Source organism: Variovorax sp. MPBD4-3, assembly GCF_058809745.1.
Window position 1 is genome coordinate 36,768 of sequence record NZ_JBXASW010000002.1, and the last position, 19,379, is coordinate 56,146.

General features: G+C 68.2%; 21 protein-coding genes. 10 read left to right on the forward strand and 11 right to left on the reverse strand.

Going from position 1 to position 19,379, the window contains the following annotated elements; genetic code table 11:
* Positions 1-121: 121 nt before the first annotated feature.
* From AC1RVW_RS01240 to AC1RVW_RS01260, 5 genes are all read right to left on the reverse strand, one after another.
* Entirely contained in the window at positions 122-1,195 is a 1,074-nt protein-coding gene (locus AC1RVW_RS01240; protein WP_493197558.1) for an extracellular catalytic domain type 1 short-chain-length polyhydroxyalkanoate depolymerase, read from the reverse strand.
* Between the two features lie 28 nt (positions 1,196-1,223).
* Positions 1,224-1,649, reverse strand: a complete 426-nt coding sequence (locus tag AC1RVW_RS01245) for a CopG family transcriptional regulator (RefSeq protein WP_409196390.1) — start codon at positions 1,647-1,649, stop codon at positions 1,224-1,226.
* Between the two features lie 69 nt (positions 1,650-1,718).
* Positions 1,719-2,135 carry a hypothetical protein gene (locus tag AC1RVW_RS01250; protein WP_409196391.1) on the reverse strand — a complete coding sequence of 139 codons (417 nt, stop codon included), beginning with the start codon at positions 2,133-2,135 and terminating at the stop codon, positions 1,719-1,721.
* A gap of 53 nt (positions 2,136-2,188) precedes the next feature.
* Positions 2,189-2,563, reverse strand: a complete 375-nt coding sequence (locus tag AC1RVW_RS01255; RefSeq protein ID WP_409196392.1) for a response regulator — start codon at positions 2,561-2,563, stop codon at positions 2,189-2,191.
* Positions 2,564-2,585: 22 nt separating this feature from the next.
* The gene (locus tag AC1RVW_RS01260) at positions 2,586-3,302 is read right to left on the reverse strand and encodes a glycosyltransferase family 2 protein (protein ID WP_081271022.1); all 717 of its coding nucleotides are present in this window, start codon (positions 3,300-3,302) and stop codon (positions 2,586-2,588) included.
* A gap of 251 nt (positions 3,303-3,553) precedes the next feature.
* Here AC1RVW_RS01260 and AC1RVW_RS01265 point away from each other — a divergent pair, with 251 nt between their 5' ends.
* Positions 3,554-3,868 (forward strand): hypothetical protein, encoded by a 315-nt coding sequence (locus AC1RVW_RS01265; protein ID WP_493197560.1) that lies wholly within the window; start codon positions 3,554-3,556, stop codon positions 3,866-3,868.
* A gap of 37 nt (positions 3,869-3,905) precedes the next feature.
* On the opposite strand, the gene AC1RVW_RS01270 is transcribed toward AC1RVW_RS01265, so the two are convergent.
* Positions 3,906-4,802, reverse strand: a complete 897-nt coding sequence (locus AC1RVW_RS01270) for a LysR family transcriptional regulator (protein WP_493197562.1) — start codon at positions 4,800-4,802, stop codon at positions 3,906-3,908.
* A 99-nt stretch (positions 4,803-4,901) separates the two neighbouring features.
* Here AC1RVW_RS01270 and AC1RVW_RS01275 point away from each other — a divergent pair, with 99 nt between their 5' ends.
* Positions 4,902-5,768, forward strand: coding sequence for an SDR family oxidoreductase (locus tag AC1RVW_RS01275; protein WP_493197564.1), 867 nt, complete (start codon positions 4,902-4,904; stop codon positions 5,766-5,768).
* Between the two features lie 41 nt (positions 5,769-5,809).
* Positions 5,810-6,517 (forward strand): NAD(P)-dependent oxidoreductase, encoded by a 708-nt coding sequence (locus AC1RVW_RS01280; RefSeq protein WP_493197566.1) that lies wholly within the window; start codon positions 5,810-5,812, stop codon positions 6,515-6,517.
* Between the two features lie 11 nt (positions 6,518-6,528).
* Here the strand turns inward: AC1RVW_RS01280 and AC1RVW_RS01285 are convergent, their stop codons facing one another.
* The 4 genes from AC1RVW_RS01285 to AC1RVW_RS01300 all read right to left on the reverse strand — a co-directional run bounded on the left by AC1RVW_RS01285 (position 6,529) and on the right by AC1RVW_RS01300 (position 10,413).
* Positions 6,529-8,277, reverse strand: a complete 1,749-nt coding sequence (locus AC1RVW_RS01285) for a RecQ family ATP-dependent DNA helicase (RefSeq protein WP_493197568.1) — start codon at positions 8,275-8,277, stop codon at positions 6,529-6,531.
* The gene (locus AC1RVW_RS01290) at positions 8,277-8,609 is read right to left on the reverse strand and encodes a hypothetical protein (protein WP_493197570.1); all 333 of its coding nucleotides are present in this window, start codon (positions 8,607-8,609) and stop codon (positions 8,277-8,279) included. The genes AC1RVW_RS01285 and AC1RVW_RS01290 overlap by 1 nt, the downstream gene beginning before the upstream one ends.
* Before the next feature lie 2 nt (positions 8,610-8,611).
* Positions 8,612-9,058 (reverse strand): DUF2934 domain-containing protein, encoded by a 447-nt coding sequence (locus AC1RVW_RS01295; RefSeq protein ID WP_493197572.1) that lies wholly within the window; start codon positions 9,056-9,058, stop codon positions 8,612-8,614.
* 182 nt (positions 9,059-9,240) lie between these two features.
* Positions 9,241-10,413 (reverse strand): PAS domain-containing sensor histidine kinase, encoded by a 1,173-nt coding sequence (locus AC1RVW_RS01300; protein ID WP_493197574.1) that lies wholly within the window; start codon positions 10,411-10,413, stop codon positions 9,241-9,243.
* A 125-nt stretch (positions 10,414-10,538) separates the two neighbouring features.
* On the opposite strand from AC1RVW_RS01300, the gene AC1RVW_RS01305 reads away from it, so the two are divergent.
* Positions 10,539-12,977 carry a catalase gene (locus tag AC1RVW_RS01305; RefSeq protein ID WP_493197576.1) on the forward strand — a complete coding sequence of 813 codons (2,439 nt, stop codon included), beginning with the start codon at positions 10,539-10,541 and terminating at the stop codon, positions 12,975-12,977.
* Positions 12,978-12,990: 13 nt separating this feature from the next.
* Here AC1RVW_RS01305 and AC1RVW_RS01310 read toward each other — a convergent pair whose 3' ends face one another.
* Entirely contained in the window at positions 12,991-13,344 is a 354-nt protein-coding gene (locus tag AC1RVW_RS01310) for a hypothetical protein (protein ID WP_493197577.1), read from the reverse strand.
* A gap of 167 nt (positions 13,345-13,511) precedes the next feature.
* Here AC1RVW_RS01310 and glgX point away from each other — a divergent pair, with 167 nt between their 5' ends.
* The 6 genes from glgX (at position 13,512) to AC1RVW_RS01340 (ending at position 19,297) form a co-directional block, all read left to right on the forward strand.
* Positions 13,512-15,656 (forward strand): glycogen debranching protein GlgX, encoded by a 2,145-nt coding sequence (glgX, locus tag AC1RVW_RS01315; protein WP_285412575.1) that lies wholly within the window; start codon positions 13,512-13,514, stop codon positions 15,654-15,656.
* 249 nt (positions 15,657-15,905) lie between these two features.
* Entirely contained in the window at positions 15,906-16,706 is an 801-nt protein-coding gene (locus AC1RVW_RS01320; RefSeq protein ID WP_493197579.1) for a hypothetical protein, read from the forward strand.
* A complete protein-coding gene (locus tag AC1RVW_RS01325) occupies positions 16,676-17,575 on the forward strand; it encodes a lactonase family protein (RefSeq protein WP_493197580.1) in 900 nt (299 codons plus the stop codon). Before AC1RVW_RS01320 ends, AC1RVW_RS01325 begins: the two co-directional genes overlap by 31 nt.
* Positions 17,576-17,792: 217 nt before the next feature.
* The gene (locus tag AC1RVW_RS01330) at positions 17,793-17,984 is read left to right on the forward strand and encodes a CsbD family protein (RefSeq protein WP_493197582.1); all 192 of its coding nucleotides are present in this window, start codon (positions 17,793-17,795) and stop codon (positions 17,982-17,984) included.
* A gap of 54 nt (positions 17,985-18,038) precedes the next feature.
* Positions 18,039-18,287, forward strand: coding sequence for a CsbD family protein (locus tag AC1RVW_RS01335; protein ID WP_081271008.1), 249 nt, complete (start codon positions 18,039-18,041; stop codon positions 18,285-18,287).
* A gap of 29 nt (positions 18,288-18,316) precedes the next feature.
* Positions 18,317-19,297 carry a hypothetical protein gene (locus tag AC1RVW_RS01340; protein ID WP_493197584.1) on the forward strand — a complete coding sequence of 327 codons (981 nt, stop codon included), beginning with the start codon at positions 18,317-18,319 and terminating at the stop codon, positions 19,295-19,297.
* Positions 19,298-19,379 lie beyond the last annotated feature (82 nt).

A 19,379-nucleotide genomic window follows, 5' to 3' on the forward strand; every position in this document is an offset into this window, starting at 1 on the left:
ACATCGGGGATTCGCCTGCACGCTGTGTAAATAGCCTGCAGCGGCCCCCGAAAAATGCCCTCCCGGCTTGAGCCCGGAGGGCATTTTTCATGGGCAGTCTGGCGTCTTTCGGTCGCGGCTGCTACCGCGCCAGCCGCTGGCCGAGGAAGAAGCGCAGCATCTCCCGGCTTGCATCGACGCCGTCGGGCTGCGTGTAGCTGCCTTGCGCACTGCCCCCCGACCAGGCGTGGCCCGCGCCGTGCAGGCGCCAATGCTCCGCCTGCCCGCGACCGGGCGATGCGGCGTAGAGCGTGCGGGTGTAGCGCCGGCCTGCCGGCGAACGGCCTTCGTCGACCGCCCCGGGCGCCGCGCCCGCCACGATGGCCAGGCCGTTGCTCGCATGCACCGTGGTGTCGGCGTCGCCATGAAAAACAATGGTCGGCGGCGAGGACATGTCGGGACCGGACCCGCTGGCCGCGGGCCCCGAGCGCATGGCGTTCAGCGCGCTCATCATGTCGTGCGCCGCGCCATGCGGCAGGCCCGAGTGCACGCCGATGGCCGCATAGATGTCCGGGTAGCAATGCCCGAGGATGTCGGCCATGGCACCGCCCGCCGACAGGCCGGCGACGTACACGCGCAGGCGGTCCGCGTCCTGCTGCGCGACGACGTGCTGCGTGAGCGCGGCCAGTAGCTCCGGCTCGCCGCGCCCGCGCTGCTGGTGCGGTGTCTTGAACCAGTTCCAGCACTTCTGGCCGTGCGCGCGTTGCGTCTGCTCGGCGTAGACAACGATCGCGCCGCTGCCGCGTGCGTGCTCGTTCATTCGCGTGCCGGCTGCGAAGTCGGCCGCCGACTGCGTGCAGCCGTGCAGCATCAGCACCACCGGGCGCGGCGTGGCGGCTTCGCCGGCGGCGCGCTTCGGCACGAAGAGCATGTAGTCGATGCTTCGGCCCTTGTGTGCGAAAGAGGCTCGGGTCCATACGTCCGCTTCGCCTTGCTCCTCGCGCGGCGGCGGGGTGTGTGCAGGCCGCTCGCGCTCGATCACTCGCGCCTCGACATCGATCACGTCGGCGGCGTCGAGCCCCGTCGCTGGCGCTGCGGGTCGCGCGTTCGCTTCCCCGCGCAGCGCGCGCTGGATGGCTTCGGTGGCCTTGGCCAGCTGCCCGGTGCGCGTGAGCTCGGCGGCTTCGTTCATCAGGCCGGAGAAAAGTGGATTCATGGTGTGGGCCCGTGAGGTACCGGTGAGGTCAATGGACACGTCCCGCCAGCGCGGCTTTCACCGCGGGTGGAGCGTGGAATGCGCCGAGCACGGTCAGCGATTCGATGGTCGCCAGGGCCAGTGCGGGGGTTACGTCCGGCGCGATCACGGCCAGGCCGAGCACGCGGATCTGCAGCATCTCGCCCGCGGCGCGCACGGCCTCGAGATCCGCCGCCGAGAAGCTTTGCAAGCCCAGCACCAGCGTCTTTCTCGACACCGCCTGGCGCAGCGCGTCGGCATGCGACGCCAGGTGGGTGCGGATCGCCGTGCGGATGAAATCCGTGCGATTCGAGTAGAAGCCCTCGGCCACCAGCAGATCGATGTGGCCGAGGTCCACGAAGCCCATGTTGATGGTGATCTTCTCGGACTCGGGGGCTTTGGCGAGAGGGAGTTTGGGCGAGGTCGTCAGTGACATGCGCCATCCTACCACCATCCATATGGATGGTCTATGGATGTTTTTGGGATGGTGTGACGGTGGACCGGCTCAGACTTTCTTCCAGCTGCGGCCGTCGACCGTGCGATAGGTGCCGCCTGTGGCGCAGCAGCCACCGGCACCGAAGGCCCGGCGCCCGAGCGTCGCGGTCAATGCGGTGCCGTCGAAAGACAGCGACTGCCGTTCGCAGGAGGTCCAGAACGGATAGGGGTCGGGCTTGAGGACGCTTGTCCAACGGACCTCGCGGCCCGCGCGGTATTCGACCTGGAACACCTCGCAGTCATGGACCAGGAAATGCGCGGGCGCGCCGGCGAGGCGGCCTTGGAACACCTGCTCGGCGGGCGCGTCACGCGTGAAGACGGCTTCGGGGCTCAGCGCCGGCGGTGCGGCCGGTGCCGTAGACACGTCGCAGCCCGACAGCGCGCACACAGCCAACAAAGCGCAAAGAATTCGATCCGTATGGCTCATGGGCAGTGAGCATGCCATCGTTCAAGCCGGCAAGGGCGCGAGGGCGCCGAGCGCTAGAGCCTGTTCAACTGCTCGAGAAAATCCAGCAGTCCGTCGATCTCGGTCGATTTGTCGAAGACCGCATCCGCTCCCAGCAGCAGCGCGCGGCGACGGACTTCCTCGGTCGCATAGTTCGAGAAGATGACGACCCGCTGGTGCGGCAGCCGTGCCCGGCAGCGGTCGACCACGTTGAGGCCCGAGCCTTCACGCAGGAAGAGGTCCACGACGGCGACGTCCCAGTGCCCATCGTGTGCGTCGAGCCACGCCATCGCTTCTTCTTCGGTCTCGGCAATGCCGGCCACGCGGGCTGCGGACAAGCTCTCGATGGTCGGAATGAGGTTGTCTCGAATGACTTGGTTGTCCTCGACGAGGAACGCAGTGACAGGCATGGTCCGTGCGCGACGGTGCCGTTCAGACGGTCGCGGCAGGCGGCGCCAGCAACGGAGCCGTCGTGACCTCGGCGATGCGCTGCGCCACGGCGTTCAGCAACGCGCCCGCGAATCCGCCCGGCGCCCGCGCATCGGTACGCGCGCTGGTCACCACGCGGGGCCGCGAACTCCACGCGACGCGCCGACCCGCCTTGACCAGCGCATCGACGAGCTCGGCGTCTTCGCTGCATGCCAGGTGCCTGAAGCCGCCCACGCTGCGGTAGGCCTCGGCAGACACGCCGAGGTTCGCGCCGTGCACATGGCGGTGGTCCTCGCGATCGAAATACGTCTGCTGGAAGTGCGCCTGCAGCAGATCGGCATGGCACCCGTGGGGAGACCAGTCCTGCACGCACACCGTGCCGCAGACCACGTCGGCCTGCAACGACAGCTGGCTGGCCAGCCACTCTTCGGAAACCAGGGTGTCCGCGTCGGTGAAGGCCAGCCATCTCGCCGCGCGCGACAGCATGACCTGCGCGCCCACGGCGCGGGCCAGGCCCACGTTGCGCGCTCGCACGCTCACGGTCGCGGCACCGGCGTTCGCGGCCAGCACGCCGGTCGCGTCGGTGCAGTCGTCGAGCACCACGATCGTTTCCACCGGCTCGCCCATGAGTGCCGGATGTCGCGCGGCCAGCCGCGTGGCCGCCAGGCAATCGCGAATGACCTGCTCTTCGTTGTGCGCCGGGATGACGATGCCGATCATGGTGGGGCCCTCAATGGTGTTGCTGTTTTGGTGGAATCGACGATGTGAATCCGCAAGATAGATTCACGGTCAAGGGGGCCGCGTCAGGCGACAAGCGGCGGGGCTGTAGGCGGCCTTCATGCAGCCCGCCCGCAAGAGGCGCCGAAGCGGGCCCACCTACAGGCGTTCCACATGCGCCCCGACACACGGTGCGAGCCGCGAACTGCCCAATGGCATCTCGACAAGTTGTCGACATGAAGCAGGAGAGCGAAATGGAACCGATGAAGCCCATGAAGCCCATGAAGAACATGGCCCCCATGAAGCCGATGGAGCCGCCGGACAGCAGCTGGTGGCCCGGCGGCCTGTCCGACCCCTCGAGCACCGGCAGCCAGAACGGCGTGAGCTACGCCTTCTTCGCGCAGCAGCGGCGGCTGATCGTGAAACAGAATGGCACGGTCAGGCAGTACGACACGGAGGGGCACCGCATCACCGGCGTGAGCCAGCAGCAACAGAACGCCGAAGGCGGCGCTCCGACCTTCGCCAGCCAGGACGGACCGGTGAAGCTTTCGTCGCTGAAGGAGGTCTGACTCTCTCGTCGCACCGCGACGCCGCCGTGCCCGGGCCTCAATCGATGAAGGACGCCAGCTCGTCGGGCGTGCCGGCGGGAAATGCCTCGTTCAGGAAGTCCAGGAATGCTGAAACGCGCGGGCTCAGCAGCCTGCGCGACGGATAGAGCACCCACAGTGCAATCTCGGGCCCTTCGACATCGCCCCAGTGCACCAGCCTGCCGGCGCTCAGGTCGTGAGCGACCAGCGACAGCGGCAGCTGCGCCGTTCCCACGCCCGCCCTGACAGCGTCGCGAACCATGAACAACGAAGACAGGCGCAGCACAGGTTCCACGGCGATGCGCCGCCTGCCGGACGCGGCGGCCACCTCCCAGCTCGAATGCGAGGCCGCCGCCCCGCCCGCGCGCACCACGGCCGGGGCGGCCGCGGTGCCTTTCGGGCGGGCGAGCGCCGGGCTCGCCACCACGACGAGCCGGTCACGCAGGAAGATACGGCCCACCAGCCGCGCATCGGGGTCCGGGTTCACGCGGATCACCAGGTCGTAACCCTCTTCCACCATGTCGACCGGCCGGTCCTCGGTGGTGACCTCCAGGTGCACGTTCCTGTATTTCAGGGCGAAGCCGGCGGCGAGCTTGCCCATCGCGGCTTGCGAGAAGAGCAGCGGCGCGCTCACCCTCAGCCTGCCGCGCGGCGCTCCGCCGCCAGAGGCGATCTGCGCCGCGGTTTCGTCGAGTTCGGTCAGCAATACCGATGTCCGCTCGTGGAGGGCGCGGCCTTCCTCGGTGAGCTTCAGGGTGCGCGCGCCCCTCTCGAACAGCCGCAGCTCGAGCGCGCTTTCCAGGTCGGCGACGCGGCGCGACAGGGTCGCCTTGGGCCGCCCGGATTCCCGGGCCGCGCGCCCGAAGCCGCCGTGACGCGCCACCAGGTTGAAGTCGGTGAGGGCGAGGAAGTCCATGTGTTCCAGCAGTGAGACGAGGTGTCCAAATATATGGGCTATCGGTCCATCGATGGAACTTTGAAGATCGAGGCTCCTTCAACGAACCGGAGTTCTTCCGTGACCATCCTCATCACCGGCGCCAGCGGCGCCATCGGCCGCCAGGTCGTCCAACATCTCGTCGACCGCGGTGCCGCGGTGCGTGCGCTCGTGCGCAATCCTTCCAAGGTCGCGTTCCCGGCCGGCGTGGAGGTCGTGCAGGGCGACCTGCTGGACGTGCAGGCAACACGCCGCGCCCTGGCGGGGGTGTCGACTCTGTTCCTGCTCAACGGCGTCGTGCCCGACGAATTCACGCAGGCACTCGTCACGCTCAACCTGGCGCGCGAGGCGGGGATCGCGCGCGTCGTCTACCTGTCGGTGATCCACAGCGACAAGTACCTCAACGTTCCCCATTTCGCGGGCAAGTTCGGCGTGGAGCGCATGCTCGAGCAGATGGGCTTCGGCGCCACCATCCTGCGCCCGGCTTACTTCATGCAGAACGACCTCACGGTCAAGGATGTCGTGCTCGGGCATGGCGTCTATCCGATGCCGGTCGGCGGCAAGGGGCTCGCGATGATCGACACGCGCGACATCGCGCAGATCGCCGCCATCGAACTGCTGCGGCGCGACGCGTCGCAACCGCTGCCGCTGCAGCGCATCAACCTGGTGGGCCCCGACACGCTGACGGGCGCCGATGTCGCCGGCCTGTGGTCGGCCGTGTCGGGTCGCCCGATTGCCTACGGCGGCGACGACACGGCCGCCTTCGAGAAGAACCTGCTGAACTTCATGCCGGGCTGGATGGCCTACGACATGCGCCTCATGAGCGAACGCTTCCTGTCGGAGGGAATGATCCCCGAGGCCGGCGACGTGGAGCGCCTCACTGCGCTGCTGGGGCGTCCCCTGCGCTCGTACCGCGATTTCGCTTCCGAGGTCTGCGCGGCGGCCTGAGCGCCGCGCCGGCCCAGCCACGCACACGAAAGGATCCCACCATGATCTATCCATCCGCCACCGAGAAGGTGCCTGGCCGCGAGCAGGCGATGCGCGACGCCGCGGACCAGGGCCGCCGCCGGAGCGTCCTGGTGCTCGGCGCCACCGGCGGCACGGGCCGGCTGATCGTCCAGCAGGCGCTGGCACGCGGGCATGACGTCCACGCGCTGGTGCGCTCGCCCGAGAAGGCGACCGGGCTGGAGGGCGCAACGCTCACTTTCGGGGACGCCCGCGACGAACGGGCGTTGCGCACCGCCCTCGAGGGCAGGGATGCCGTCGTCAGCGCGCTGGGCACGCCGGCCAGCCCGCTGCGGGAGGTGACCCTGCTCTCCGCCGCGACGCGTGCCCTTGTCGGCGCCATGCGCGCGGAAAGCGTCAGGCGGCTTGTCTGCATCACCGGCATGGGTGCCGGGGACAGCGCCGGGCACGGCGGCTTCTTCTTCGACCGGCTGATCTTTCCCGCGCTGTTGCGCAAGGTCTACGACGACAAGAACCGGCAGGAAGCGCTGGTGCGGCAAAGCGGGCTGGACTGGGTGCTGGTGCGGCCGTCGGTGCTCAACGACAAGGCCTCCGGACCGGTGGTGCGTGCCTTCACGGATCTCTCCGGCTTCCATGGGGGAACCATCGCAAGGGCGGACGCCGCGCGCTTCGTGCTGGACCAGGTGAACAGCGACGCCTGGCTGCACCGTTCACCCCTGATCTCCTGGTGAAGTGGCCGGCGTCAGGCCGCCTGCGCGCATGCCGGCAGCGACTTCCGCACGGCGGCGGCGGCGCGCGCCACTGACCGGCGCAGGGCCGTCACATAGTCCGGATGAAAGCAGCGTTCGCTTCCATCGTCGAACCCCACCGTGACCGAGCTGCCGTCCGACGCCACCACGGTGCCCCGGCCGAAGCGCCGGACCTTCACGGCGTCGCCGGCGCAAAAGGCCGACAGCGCCGGCGAGGCCTGTTGCGCGTTGCCGGCGCTCACGACGATGGGTTGGGCCATGGCCGCCTCATGCGCGGCAATGCGCCGGCAGTTGTCGCACGTGCCGCAGCGCCGCATGCGCGCGGACTCGTCCAGATCGCCCAGCAGCATCTGCCATCGGCACTGGCCGGACTGCGCGTACGCCACCATGCGTTCGAGCGTCTCGCGGTCCTGCACGCGCCGCTGCGTGTAGGTCTCGAGCAAGTCGCGCAGGTCGGCGTCGGTGATCTCGGTCTTGCGCACCGACAGGCGTGCGCGCCGGTCGGCCCTGAGCACCTGTGCCTGCTTGAGCAGCGCGATGCCGGCCTGCAGCCGGGTGCGTGGCTGCTCCAGCGCATCGAGCAGGCGGACGGCCGTCCAGCCCGCGGGATCGGGCGGTGACGCCAGCAATTGCCGGTGGATCGCGTCGAGGTCCTCGAGCTGCGGATACTTGCCGGCAAGAAAGAACTGCTGCACCGTCCGGTCCTTGGCGTGGAAGAGCAGGGTGCAGCGTGCGCGCTCGCCGTCGCGCCCGGCGCGTCCGGCTTCCTGGTAGTACGCATGCAGGCTCGAGGGCATCTGGCCATGCAGCACGAAGCGGATGTCGGGCTTGTCGATGCCCATGCCGAACGCATTGGTGGCCACCATGACCCGCACCTCGCCCGCCATGAAGGCCTCCTGCGCAGCGGTGCGCTCGCGCGAACCGAGCTTGCCGTGATAGAGCGCCGCGGCCACGTCGCGTGCCTTCAGCGCATCGAAGATGCGCTGGGCGGCCTTCACCGTCGCGGCATACACGATGCCGCTGCCTGTCTCCTGCGCCACCAGCTCGACGGTGCGGCGCAAACGCTCGTCCTCGTCGGCCAGCTGCTCGACCGCAAACTGCAGGTTGTCGCGGTAGGCGCCCGTATCGACCAGGCCCGTGCGGGGAATGCCCAGCTGCTTCATCACGTCGGCGACCACCTCTTCGCCGGCCGTGGCCGTCAGCGCCAGCACGGCCGGGCTGCGCAGCGCCTTGATGGACGGGCCGATCTCCAGGAAGGCGGGGCGAAAGTCGTGCCCCCACTGCGAAATGCAATGCGCCTCGTCCACGACGACCAGCGCCGTCGGATGCGCACCCATGCGCCGGAGGAAATCGGGCTCCGCCAGCCGCTCGGGCGTCGTCAGCACGATGCGCGCGCTGCCGTCGGCGATGTCGCGCTCGGCCTGCGCAATTTCTTCGGCGCCGAGCGCGCTGTTGACCTGCACCGCGTGGATGCCCAGCTGCCGCATTCGGTCGCACTGGTCTTTCATGAGCGCGATGAGCGGCGACACCACCACTGTCTTGCCCTCGAGCAGCAGCGCGGGCAATTGGTAGCACAGCGACTTGCCCGCGCCCGTGGGCATCACGGCGAGTGTCGGCAAGCCTGCCATGACTCGCTCGATCACCTCGGCCTGGCCGCGGCGCAAATGCCGGTGGCCGAAGACGCCGTGCAATACCTGCCGCACGCTGCCGTGGATGCCCTTCGCCTTCGTATGGCCTGCCATCAGACTTCCTCGGCGTCGCTGTCGTCCCCCTCATCCCCTGCGTCCTGCTCGCCTTCGGCCGCAAGCTCGTCGGCGCGTGCCGCATCGGGGTCGTCGATGGAGGTCGACGCTTCGAAGGCGTCATCGGGAAAGACGCCCACCCGGTCGGGCAGGATGTCCGCGTTGGTGGCTTCCTCGAAGCCGGCCTCGCCGCCTTCATTGGCCGCGTGGTCGCCCGTGCCCAGGGCATCGCTGCCGCTGTCGCTCGAGTCGCTGGGGCCCAGGCTTTCTTCGTCGGTTCCCTTGGGGTCGAGGGGCGGGCGTTCGCCGCCCAGGATGCTGCTGGTCGCCATGGTCAGGTTCCTCGCGTCGGGTTGGAGGCGTTCGCCTTCCGGTCGATTTCCTGCTCGGCCTGCAGCCAGTCCTGCTGTTCGCTGCCGGCGCCGCCGCCTTCGCGCTCACGCCGCTGGTAGGCGTCGTAGGCGGCGCGGCGGATCGCTTCCTCGCGCGAGACTTCGCCGGGCGTGTCATCCGGCGCGTTGCCTTGGCCTGCACCGGGCTCGCGATTGGGCGCCGGCGTCAGGTCCTCGGTCAGGCCGAACGCCGCGGAGTCGTCCTGCTTCGTGGCGGCCACGTTCTTGCGCTTGTCCTGCATGCGCTCGGTCGGACCGGGACCGGACACGTCCTCGCCCGCGGCGGTCTTCCTGCCGGTGAAGCTCTTGCCCGCTCCCATGTTGTCGACGCCGCCGCTGGTGGCGGGGCGGGTTCCGTCGCCGGAACCGCTGACGGGGGTATCGCTCATGTCGTTCTCCTGTGTGCTGGTGTTGAGAGGTGCCGGCCAAGGGCCGTCGAAGGCCGCGCACGTCTGAAGGTTCGAGCGCACGGGGATGCCGCGGCGTAGGCGCACTTCAGCACCGGCTGTATGAGATTGGAGTTCGTTGCGCCGCCGACCGCACGTGCCGTGCGGCCCGGGACACCCGACGATCAGGCGTCGTCGCCCGGGTTCAGCGGAAGGCGAACGCTGAACTCGCTGCCATGGCCCTTGCCGTCGCAGCGCACATCCACGAAGCCGCCATGCGCGTGGACCAGATCCCTGACCAGCGACAGCCCGACGCCGAAGCCGCCTTCGGAGTTCTGCGGATTCTCCTGGGTGAACAGCTCGAAGATCACCGGCAGCAGGGACGGGTCGATGCCGATGCCGGTGTCCTCCACCCTGATCACCGCGTGGTCGATCTCGACCGTGCAGCGCAGCCAGATGCTGCCGCCCGGCGGGGTGTACTTGATGGCGTTGTGAAGCAGGTTGAACACGATCTGGTGAACTCGCTCCCGGTCCGCCACCACCGGCACGGGCACGGGCGGCACCAGCACCGAGACCACGTGCTGCTTCTTGTTCGCCTCCGAGAGCACGACGGCCGCGATCTTCTCGATCTCCGCCCCGAGGTCGAAGCGCGTCTTGCTCAGGCTGAGCTTGCCTGCGCCGAAGCGCACCACCTCGGCCAGGTCTTTCATCATCCGCTCCAGCAGGATGATCTGGTGATTGACCACGCCTGCCGGGCCGGCCAGTTCATCGGTCACCAGCCCCTTCCTGGCCATGATCTCGGCGGCCATGCCCATCGGCCCGAGGGCGTTGCGCACTTCGTGCACCAGCCGGCCGAAGAATGCGTCGCGCCCGTGGATCGCATCGTGCGCGCCCTGCAGCCGGTTCTCCGTGGTCTCGATCTGCGCGCGCAGGTTGGTGCGGTCCGCCATCACCTTCACGAACCCGACATGCACGCCCTGTTCCCGCAGCGCGACCATGCTGCCCGTGACCCAGATGCGCGCCCCGTCCTTGCGCAGATGCCAGCGGTCGTCTTCCGAGCGGTTCGCGGAAACCGCGACCTGGCGCTCGAGCGCGGGCAGGCCCAGGGCGCGGTCCTCGGCCACGAACAACACATCGATGGGCTGCCCCACGATGTCGTCCTCGGCATAGCCGAAGAGGGCCGCAGCGGCACCTTGCCAGGCGGTGATCGTGCCCGCCGTGTCGAGCACGGCGAACGCGATGTCCGGCGACTGCTGCCAGAGCAGGATCGCAGCCCGTGCAGGGTCGACGGGCGTCGCGGTGGCCCGCGCACCGTTCGCAGGGGGGGTGTGAGGTGCTTCCTCGTCGGGCGTGGTCATCGGTCCATCGTAGACACGGCGCGTGCGCACCGCGTCAGCGCGCTTACCGCGCGCCGTGCGGCGGCCTCCTACATGGAGGCTCCGGATGCACGCCCAGCATCGCCCGCTCACTTCACGAGTCGACCATGCCCAAAAAACCCCCAGTCAAGGCGGCAGCTTCAAGCGCAGCCGAAATCCTCGCGGCACGCGCCGCGGCACGCAACACCGACAGCGGGCCCGCGAGCCCGGCGCCCGCAGCCGCCGGCAAGGGCGATGCGCCCGCGCAGCGCGCGATCGACACGCAGGCGCTGGCCAGCGGCATGACCGCGAACGTCAACAAGCCGCTCGAGCACGGCGAGGCCAACGCGCAGTCGACACCGGCAGGCGTGACAGTGGCGCCGCCTTCGCGCCTGCCTGGCGCCAGCACGCTGTCCGAAGCCAATGCGTCGGACAAGACCGGCGCCGTCGCGCCGGAGGCGCTCAACGCGACCATCGGTACGCTCGATCGCGTGCGCGTCGATTCGAGCGGCCAGGTGCTCACGACCAACCAGGGCGTGCACATCGCGGACAACCAGAACTCGCTCAAGGCGGGCGCGCGCGGGCCGGTGCTGCTCGAAGACTTCATCCTGCGCGAGAAGCTCACGCACTTCGACCACGAACGCATTCCCGAGCGCATCGTGCATGCGCGCGGCTCGGGCGCGCACGGCTTCTTCGAGTGCTACGAGCCGCTCACGCAGTACACCAAGGCCGCGCCCTTCAAGGAGGAGGGCAAGGTCACGCCGGTGTTCGTGCGCTTCTCGACGGTGGCCGGCGAGCGCGGCTCCAAGGACACCGCGCGCGACGTGCGCGGCTTCGCCGTGAAGTTCTACACCGACGAGGGCAACTGGGACCTGGTCGGCAACAACATGCCGGTGTTCTTCATCCAGGATGCGATGAAGTTCCCCGACCTCGTGCACGCGGTGAAGCCGGAGCCGCACCACCAGATGCCGCAGGCCGCGAGCGCGCACGACACCTTCTGGGACTTCGTCTCGCTGATGCCCGAGTCGACGCACATGCTCATGTGGCAGATGAGCGACCGCGCCATTCCGCGCAGCTACCGCATGATGCAGGGCTTCGGGGTGCACACCTTCCGCCTCGTCAACGACGCCGGCGAGAGCGTGCTGGTGAAGTTCCACTGGCAGCCCAAGCTGGGCACGCACTCGCTGGTGTGGGAGGAGGCCGTGAAGATCTCCGGCGCCGATCCCGACTTTCATCGGCGCGACCTGTGGGAGGCCATCGACGCAGGTGAATATCCCGAGTGGGAGCTCGGCCTGCAGATCTTCACCGAGGAGCAGGCCGAGCAGTTCAGCTTCGACATCCTGGATGCCACCAAGCTGATCCCCGAAGAGCTCGTGCCGGTGCAGATCGTCGGGCGCCTGGTGCTCAACCGGAACCCCGACAACTTCTTCGCGGAGACCGAGCAGGTGGCTTTCTGCACGGCGCACGTCGTCCCCGGCATCGACTTCACGAACGACCCGCTGCTGGCGGGGCGCATCCACTCTTACGTGGACACGCAGATCAGCCGCCTGGGCGGCCCGAATTTCCACGAGCTGCCGATCAACGCGCCGATCGCGCAGGTGCACAACAACCAGCGCGACGGCATGCACCGCCAGGCCATCCATCGCGGACGCGTGGCCTACGAGCCCAACTCGCTGGCCGGCGGCTGCCCGTTCCAGGCCGGCGCGGCGCAGGGCTTCATGAGCGTGGCACGGCGTGTCGACGCCAAGGAGAGCGCGGACAAGGTGCGCATCAAGCCCGAGAAGTTCGCGGACCACTACACGCAGGCGCGGCTGTTCTTCGAGAGCCAGACCGAAGTGGAGCAGGCCCACATCGGCAATGCGTTCCGCTTCGAGCTGTCGAAGGTCACGGTGCCCGCCATTCGTGAGCGGGTGGTCTCCATGCTGATGAACGCCGCGCCCGACCTGGCGCAGCGCCTGGCGCAGGACCTCGGCATGGAGCTTCCGGCACCGATGCCGAAGGCGCTGGAAACGCCCGCCACGCCTGAGGTGGAACAGTCGCCCGCGCTGTCGCTGACGGCACGCCCGGGTGACGGCGGCATCCGCACGCGCAAGGTGGCGGTGCTGGTGGCCAACGGCGTGGAAGGCGCGTCGCTGGAGAAGGTGATTGCCGCGCTGGTGGCCGAGGGTGCGGTGCCGCGGCTCGTGGGTGCGCGGCTGGGCACCTGCGCGGGCGCCGGCGGAGAGAAGTTCGCGGTCGATGCGACCATGGAAAACTCCCCGGGCTTCCTCTTCGACGCGCTCGTGCTGCCCGATGGCGCGCAGGCCGTGGAGGCGCTCGATGCTGACGCGCACACGCTCGAATTCCTGCGCGACCAGTACTGGCACTGCAAGACCATCCTGGCGCTCGGCGCGTCGGAAGCGCTGCTCGCTCAAGCACAGATCCCGCTGACGATGCCCGACGGGGAGCCGGATCCGGGGCTGATCCTGGCCGACGCCGCCAGTGTGGACGACGCCATCACCGCTTTCATCACGGCCGTGGGCGGCCCACGCCAGTTCGGCCGCGAGAACGACCCGCCACGGGCCTGATCGGCGCGGGCGATCAGGAAAGCCGGTCCTGGCCCTTTCGCGCCTTCGCGAACCCGACCAGCAGCAGCACGACGCCAAAGCCCATGAGGAACATGGCCAAGGCGTTGCCGCCGATCTCGCTGTTGTTGGCCGCGCTGATCGCCCTGGCTGCCGCGTTGGCGTCGGTCGCGGTCATCGCGGTCGCGAAGGCTGCTTCCTTGCACTGGGCGAGCAAGGCGGCGTCCGCGTTGCGGGCCGTCATGTTCGCGCGGCATTTCGCTTCCAGCGCGGCATCCGCCCCGGGCGGCCCGCCGGCAAAGGCGAGGAACGCGCCAATCAACAGCGCGACAACGCCAGCAAGCATGAGCATTCGGGCGGGTTTGTTCATCGACTTTCCTTTTGTTGAAAACCTTGATTTTCGGGGCGTGCCGGCTCGGGCTTTTGTACTAACTGGACCGCATCCATGTGGTCCTACGTTTGCTCAGCGGTCTATCCGATGTCCGTTGCCGGGCCGTGCGGTGACGCTCTCACCCTCTGAAACTCGGGTACGCCGACATGTCCACTGCTTCCGACGCCAACGCCACATATTCTGCGGAGGAGGGCCATGCTTATCCGCTTGGGGCCACGTACCGAGACGACGGGGTCAACTTCGCAGTCTTTTCGGCGCATGCGACCCGGGTCGACGTCTGCATCTACGACGAGGCCGGTGAAAAGGAACTGGGCTGTGTCACCCTGCCGGAATACACCGACGAGGTGTGGCACGGCTTCATCCCGGGCCTGCAGCCCGGCGCGCGCTATGGCCTGCGTGTTCATGGCCCCTATGAGCCGGAGAAGGGCCACCGCTTCAATCACCACAAGCTCCTGCTCGATCCCTATGCCAAGGCCCACATGGGCGAGCTCAAATGGGGACCCGAGCTGTTCGGCTACACCGTGGGCCACCCGGACGGCGACCTGAGCTTCGACGAGCGCGACAGCGCGCCCTTCATGCCGAAATGCGTGGTCGTGGATTCGAAGTTCGCGTGGTCGCAGCCCCAGGGACCGATGGTGCCCTGGAGCGACACGGTGTTCTATGAAACCCATGTTCGCGGCTTCACGATGCGCCACCCGGGCGTGCCAGAGAACCTCAGAGGCACCTTCGCGGGCATGGCTCAGGATGCGGTGATCGCCGGGATGCGTGAGCTGGGCGTTACCAGCGTCGAGCTGCTGCCGATCCAGTATTTTCTGAACCAGCCGTTCCTGACGGACAAGGGACTGACCAACTTCTGGGGCTACGACACGATCGGCTTCTTCGCGCTGGACCAGCGCTACATGGACGGTCCGCACATCGACGAGTTCAAGCACATGGTGGACCGTTTCCACAGCCAGGGGCTCGAGGTGATCCTCGACGTGGTCTACAACCACACGCCCGAGGGCAACGAACTGGGCCCGACCATTTCCTTCAAGGGCATCGACAACGCGAGCTACTACCGCCTGATGCCGAACGAGCCGCGCTACTACATCAACGACACGGGCACCGGCAACACAGTCAACCTGAGCCATCCGCGTGTGCTCCAGATGGTCACGGACAGCCTGCGGTACTGGGTGACCGAAATGCGCGTGGACGGCTTTCGCTTCGATCTGGCCACGATCCTGGCGCGCGAGCCGCACGGCTTCGACGAAGGCGGCGGCTTCCTGAAGAGCTGCCGGCAGGATCCGGTGCTCTCCAGCGTGAAGCTCATCGCGGAGCCGTGGGACATCGGCCCGGGCGGCTACCAGGTCGGCGGCTTTCCGCCGGGATGGGCCGAGTGGAACGACCAGTTCCGCGACACGGTGCGTGCATTCTGGAAGGGCGATGAAGCCATGGCGCCCAAATTGGCGTCCTGCGTCACGGCCAGTGCCGACCGCTTCAACAACCGCGGCCGCCGCCCCTGGGCGTCGGTGAACTTCATCAGCGCGCACGACGGGTTCACGCTGGCCGATACCGTGAGCTACAACGAGCGGCACAACGAAGCCAACGGCGAAGACAACCGCGATGGCCATTCGGACAACCGCAGCTGGAACTGCGGCGCCGAAGGTCCCACCGACGACCCCCAGATCCTTGCACTGCGCGCGCGGCAGCAGCGAAACCAGCTGGCCACGCTGTTCCTGTCCCAAGGCACGCCGATGCTGCTGGCCGGTGATGAGTTCGGGCGAACGCAAAAGGGCAACAACAACGCGTACTGCCAGGACGACGATATTTCGTGGGTGGACTGGGAGGCCGCAGGCACGGACGCTGCTCGCGCATTGCGCGGCTTCACGCAGAAGCTGCTGGCGCTTCGCAGGCAGACCCCCGTGCTGCGCCGCAATCGCTTCCTGACGGGAGCGACATTCGGAGGAGAGGGCGGCGCCAAGGACGCCGCCTGGTTCGCTCCCGACGGCAACGAGATGACGCCCGCGCACTGGGAAGACACGCAGACGCGGTCGTTCGCGCTGCTTCTGGATGGCAGAGCGCCCGTGTCGGCGGTCGACCGGCCCGCGCACGACACCAGCGCGCTCGTCATCTTCAATGGCTGGCAGGACGCGGTGCCTTTCAAGCTTCCCCCCGCACCCGGCGAACCCTGGACGCTGGCCATGGAAACGAACAACGACGCGAACGGTTCATCGAACGAGACCTTCGAGGAATATCTTGCGACCGGCCGTTCGGTCCTGGTTTTCCTGAGCGCGCCGCGTGCGTCCGAGTGATCGCCTCAGGGCTGCGCCAGCATCTCCTGCACCCGCGCCGCCAAGGCTTCGGCCGGAAAGGGCTTGGTCATCCTGGAGCACCTCGGTGACCAGCATCCGGAGCGTCGGTTCGTCATCGACCACCGGACCCGGCTGACGCAGCGCCTGCGCGTCGGCGGACTCAAGTAACATTGTTGCGCCAATTGTTTCTTAGAGTAAGTCGACATGCCTCTGACCAGCAGCATCCGCGCCGCCACCTCTTTGCGTCTTTTGCGAAACGCATCGCTGCTGCTGTTGCCGCTCGCCGTGCTCTCGTGCGGCGGCGGTGGTGGCGGAGGGTCCGGGTTCTCGGCCTTTCCGCTGCCGATCGGGGGCGCTGGCAGTGGCGGCGCGCCCACGGTGCAGGCGTCCACGTATGCCGTGGGCGGCAGCGTCAGCGGCCTCCTGGGCAGCGGGCTGGTGCTGCAGCAGGCCGGCTCGGCCGACGTGGCGGTCGCGGCGGACGGCCGCTTCGTTTTCGGGGACCGTCGTGCCAAGGGCGCCAGCTACGCAGTCACGGTGAAGCAGCAACCCGCCAACCCGCCACAGACATGCACGGTCAACCGCGGCGCGGGCACGGTGGGCGAGGCCGACGTGGGCGACATCGCGGTCGTGTGCTCGGCTGCCGCGTTCAATGTGAGTGTCAAGGTCACGAAGCTTGCGGGCGGCGACCGGGTGGTGCTGCAGAACAATGCGGGCGACGACCTGACGGTCACGGCCAACGGCACTTTCAGCTTCGCCACGCCGGTGGCCAGCGGTGCCGGGTATGGCGTCACCGTGAAGACGCAGCCCGCGGCGGCGCAGACGTGCGTGGCGCACGGTGCGTTCGGCACCGTGGGCGCGTCCGACGTCACGTCCGTCGAAGTGCGTTGCACGGACGTCGGCCTTTCGCGTTTCGCCTACACGCCCAACGAAGGCTCGAACAACGCGAGCGCATTCGAGATCGGCGCTGGGGGGGGGGGGGGGGGGGGGGGGGGGGCTCGCGGCGGGCGCCCACGACGGTGGCCGCAGGCAGCTCGCCGCAGCACATGACGGTGGACCCCTCGGGGCGCTACGCGTATGTCGCCGGCTTGCTGAGCAGCACCGTCTTCGTGTTCTCGATCGACCCGGGCACTGGCGCGCTGCTGCCTGTGCAGAATGTCTTCGTCAACAGCGCCAGGTTCATTGCCATCGAACCGCAGGGCCGTTTCGCCTACGTGCTGGGCAACCGCAGTGTCGTGCAGTTTGCGATCGACAGCGCCACGGGGCAGCTTGGCGCGGCAACTTCCTTCGCCACCGGTGGCTCGCCCAACGACTTCTGGATGGCCATCGATGGCGAGAGCCGGTTCGCGTACCTTCCGCACCTCGATGGCAGCGTCGACGTGCTCGCCATCGACGCGACCTCCGGCGCATTGAGCGGGCCCGTGCAGAGCGTTGTCCTGCCGGTCGGACTGCAGGCATTCAACGTTGCGCTGGAACCCTCCGGACGGTTTGCCTACGTAGCGGCAACAGCCCCCAACCCGGCGCCTTCCAGGCTCATCGCGTATGCCATCGATCCGCGGGCGGGCACGCTGACGCAGGTTGCGTCGGTCGACACCGGAATGGCCGGACGCGGCCTCGGCATCGATCCGACAGGGCGATTCGTCTACGTCGCCAACGTCAACGCTGCGAACGTGTCGGCGTTCACCATCGACGCACGCACCGGCGTGCCGACGCCGCTGGCCGGCAGTCCCTTCACGAGCGGAGGGTCGGGGCCGACGTCGATCAGCGTGGACCGCACCGGCCGCCGTGTCTACATCGCCAACCAGATATCCAGCACGGTCTCGGTCTTCGACATCGATCCGGTCACCGGCGCCTTGTCGAGTCCGGTCCAGTTTCCGTCGGGCGGCACCAGTCCCCAATACGTCGCGCTCACGAAGTAGGGCCATCAAAACCGGCCGTGGGCGTGGCTCCCACACATGGGCTGCCGGTCGTCCTACGCTCCCTGAAAAATCACGTCCCGAATCGGGGCAAATGCACTACGTCTTCTAGTGCATCTGTCTGTGTTTCGAAGCCCTTCGCGAATCTACGATTTCTCCATTCGCTGCTGATGCGAACGCCTCGGGCAATTCCGCACGGGCAACCTTTGGAGATCACGAGATGAACAAGGACACGGTCGACGGCAATCTCAAGCAGATCAAGGGATCGGTCAAGGAAGCGCTGGGCAAGGTCACCGGCAACAAGCGCCTCGAAGTCGAAGGCGCGGCCGAGAAGCTGGCCGGCAAGGCACAGGAAGGCGTCGGCAAGACGCAGGAAGCGGCCAAGGACGCCGCCGACAAGCTGCGCAAGTAGTTCAGTGGCTCGCCGATATCCCATCCACATCAACTCACCACGAAGGAAATAGACATGTTTGAAAAAGCTGAAGGAACGATGCAGAACATCGCGGGCCGCGTCCAGGACGCATTCGGCGCCGCCACCGGCGACACCGCGACCCAGTTGGAAGGCAAGGCCAGGCAGGTGGCCGGCAAGGCGCAGCAGGGCTATGGCGCCGTGCTCGACCAGGTGCGTGAGTCGGCGGTGGTCAACCCCGTCGCGACCCTCGCGGTGGTGGCCAGTGTGAGCTTCGTCCTGGGCGCCCTCTGGGCCAAGCGCTGAGACGCATGCATTCCACGGGAGAGAAGAACATGACAACCACAACTGCAACGGTGCTCCTGCCGCATTCCGCCGAGGTTTATCGGGGGCGCGTGTCCTGGGGCGCGGTCTTCGTCGGCCTGTTCCTCGCGCTGGCGACTTACCTGTTCCTGGGCGTGCTTGGCACGGCCGTGGGCACCGGCTCCATCGACGCGCTGCGCGAGCGCAATCCGCTCGCGGGCTTCGGCATGGGAACCGGCCTGTGGGTCGGCGCCTCCACGCTCATCGCGCTGGCCGTGGGCGCCTTCTTCGCAGGGCGCTCGGCACCGGGCAAGGGCATCCTGCACGGCGTGCTGTGCTGGGCGGTGACGACGCTGGTCACGGTCTATGCCCTCTCGATGCTCGCAGGCGGCGTCATCGGCGCGGCCTCGGGTGTGGCGGGCACCGGCCTGTCGCTCGCCGGCCAGGGCGTGGCGGCCGCCGCGCCCACGCTGGCTTCGGGCGTGAAGGACCAGCTGCAGAAGAACGGGATCAACTTCGACATGTCGGACGCCCGCGCCCAGCTGGAAACCCTGCTGCGCCAGACCGGCAAGCCCGCGCTGGACCCTGACAAGCTGAAGGCCGACGCCCGCGCGGCGGCCAGCGACGGCAAGGCGACTGCCGCCGACGCGGCCACCGCGCCGCAGACATCGGCGGACGACCTCGCGGCCTTCTTCGATCGCCTGCGCCAGAAGGCGCAGCCCGGCCTCGATGCGGCGGACAAGGACGCGCTGGTGAACATCATTGCGGCGCGCACCGGCAAGAGCCGCGCCGAAGCCCAGCAGATCGCCGACAACTACGAGCAGAGCTTCAACCAGGCGGTGGCGAAGTACGACGCCTTCAAGCAGCAAGCCGAGCAGAAGGCCCGCGAAGCCGGTGATGCCGCGGCCAAGGGCGTGAGCCATGCGGCCTGGGCCGGCGTGATCGCGCTGCTGCTGGGTGTCCTGGTGTCGGGCGGCGCGGGCTTCCTGGGCCGGCGCAGCGTGCGCGACTGACGCGCGAGGCAACGCAAGCTCCCGCATCGCGAGCCGGGTTGTAATGGCGCGCATGCGGGACTTCCGCCGATCAAGACCTACA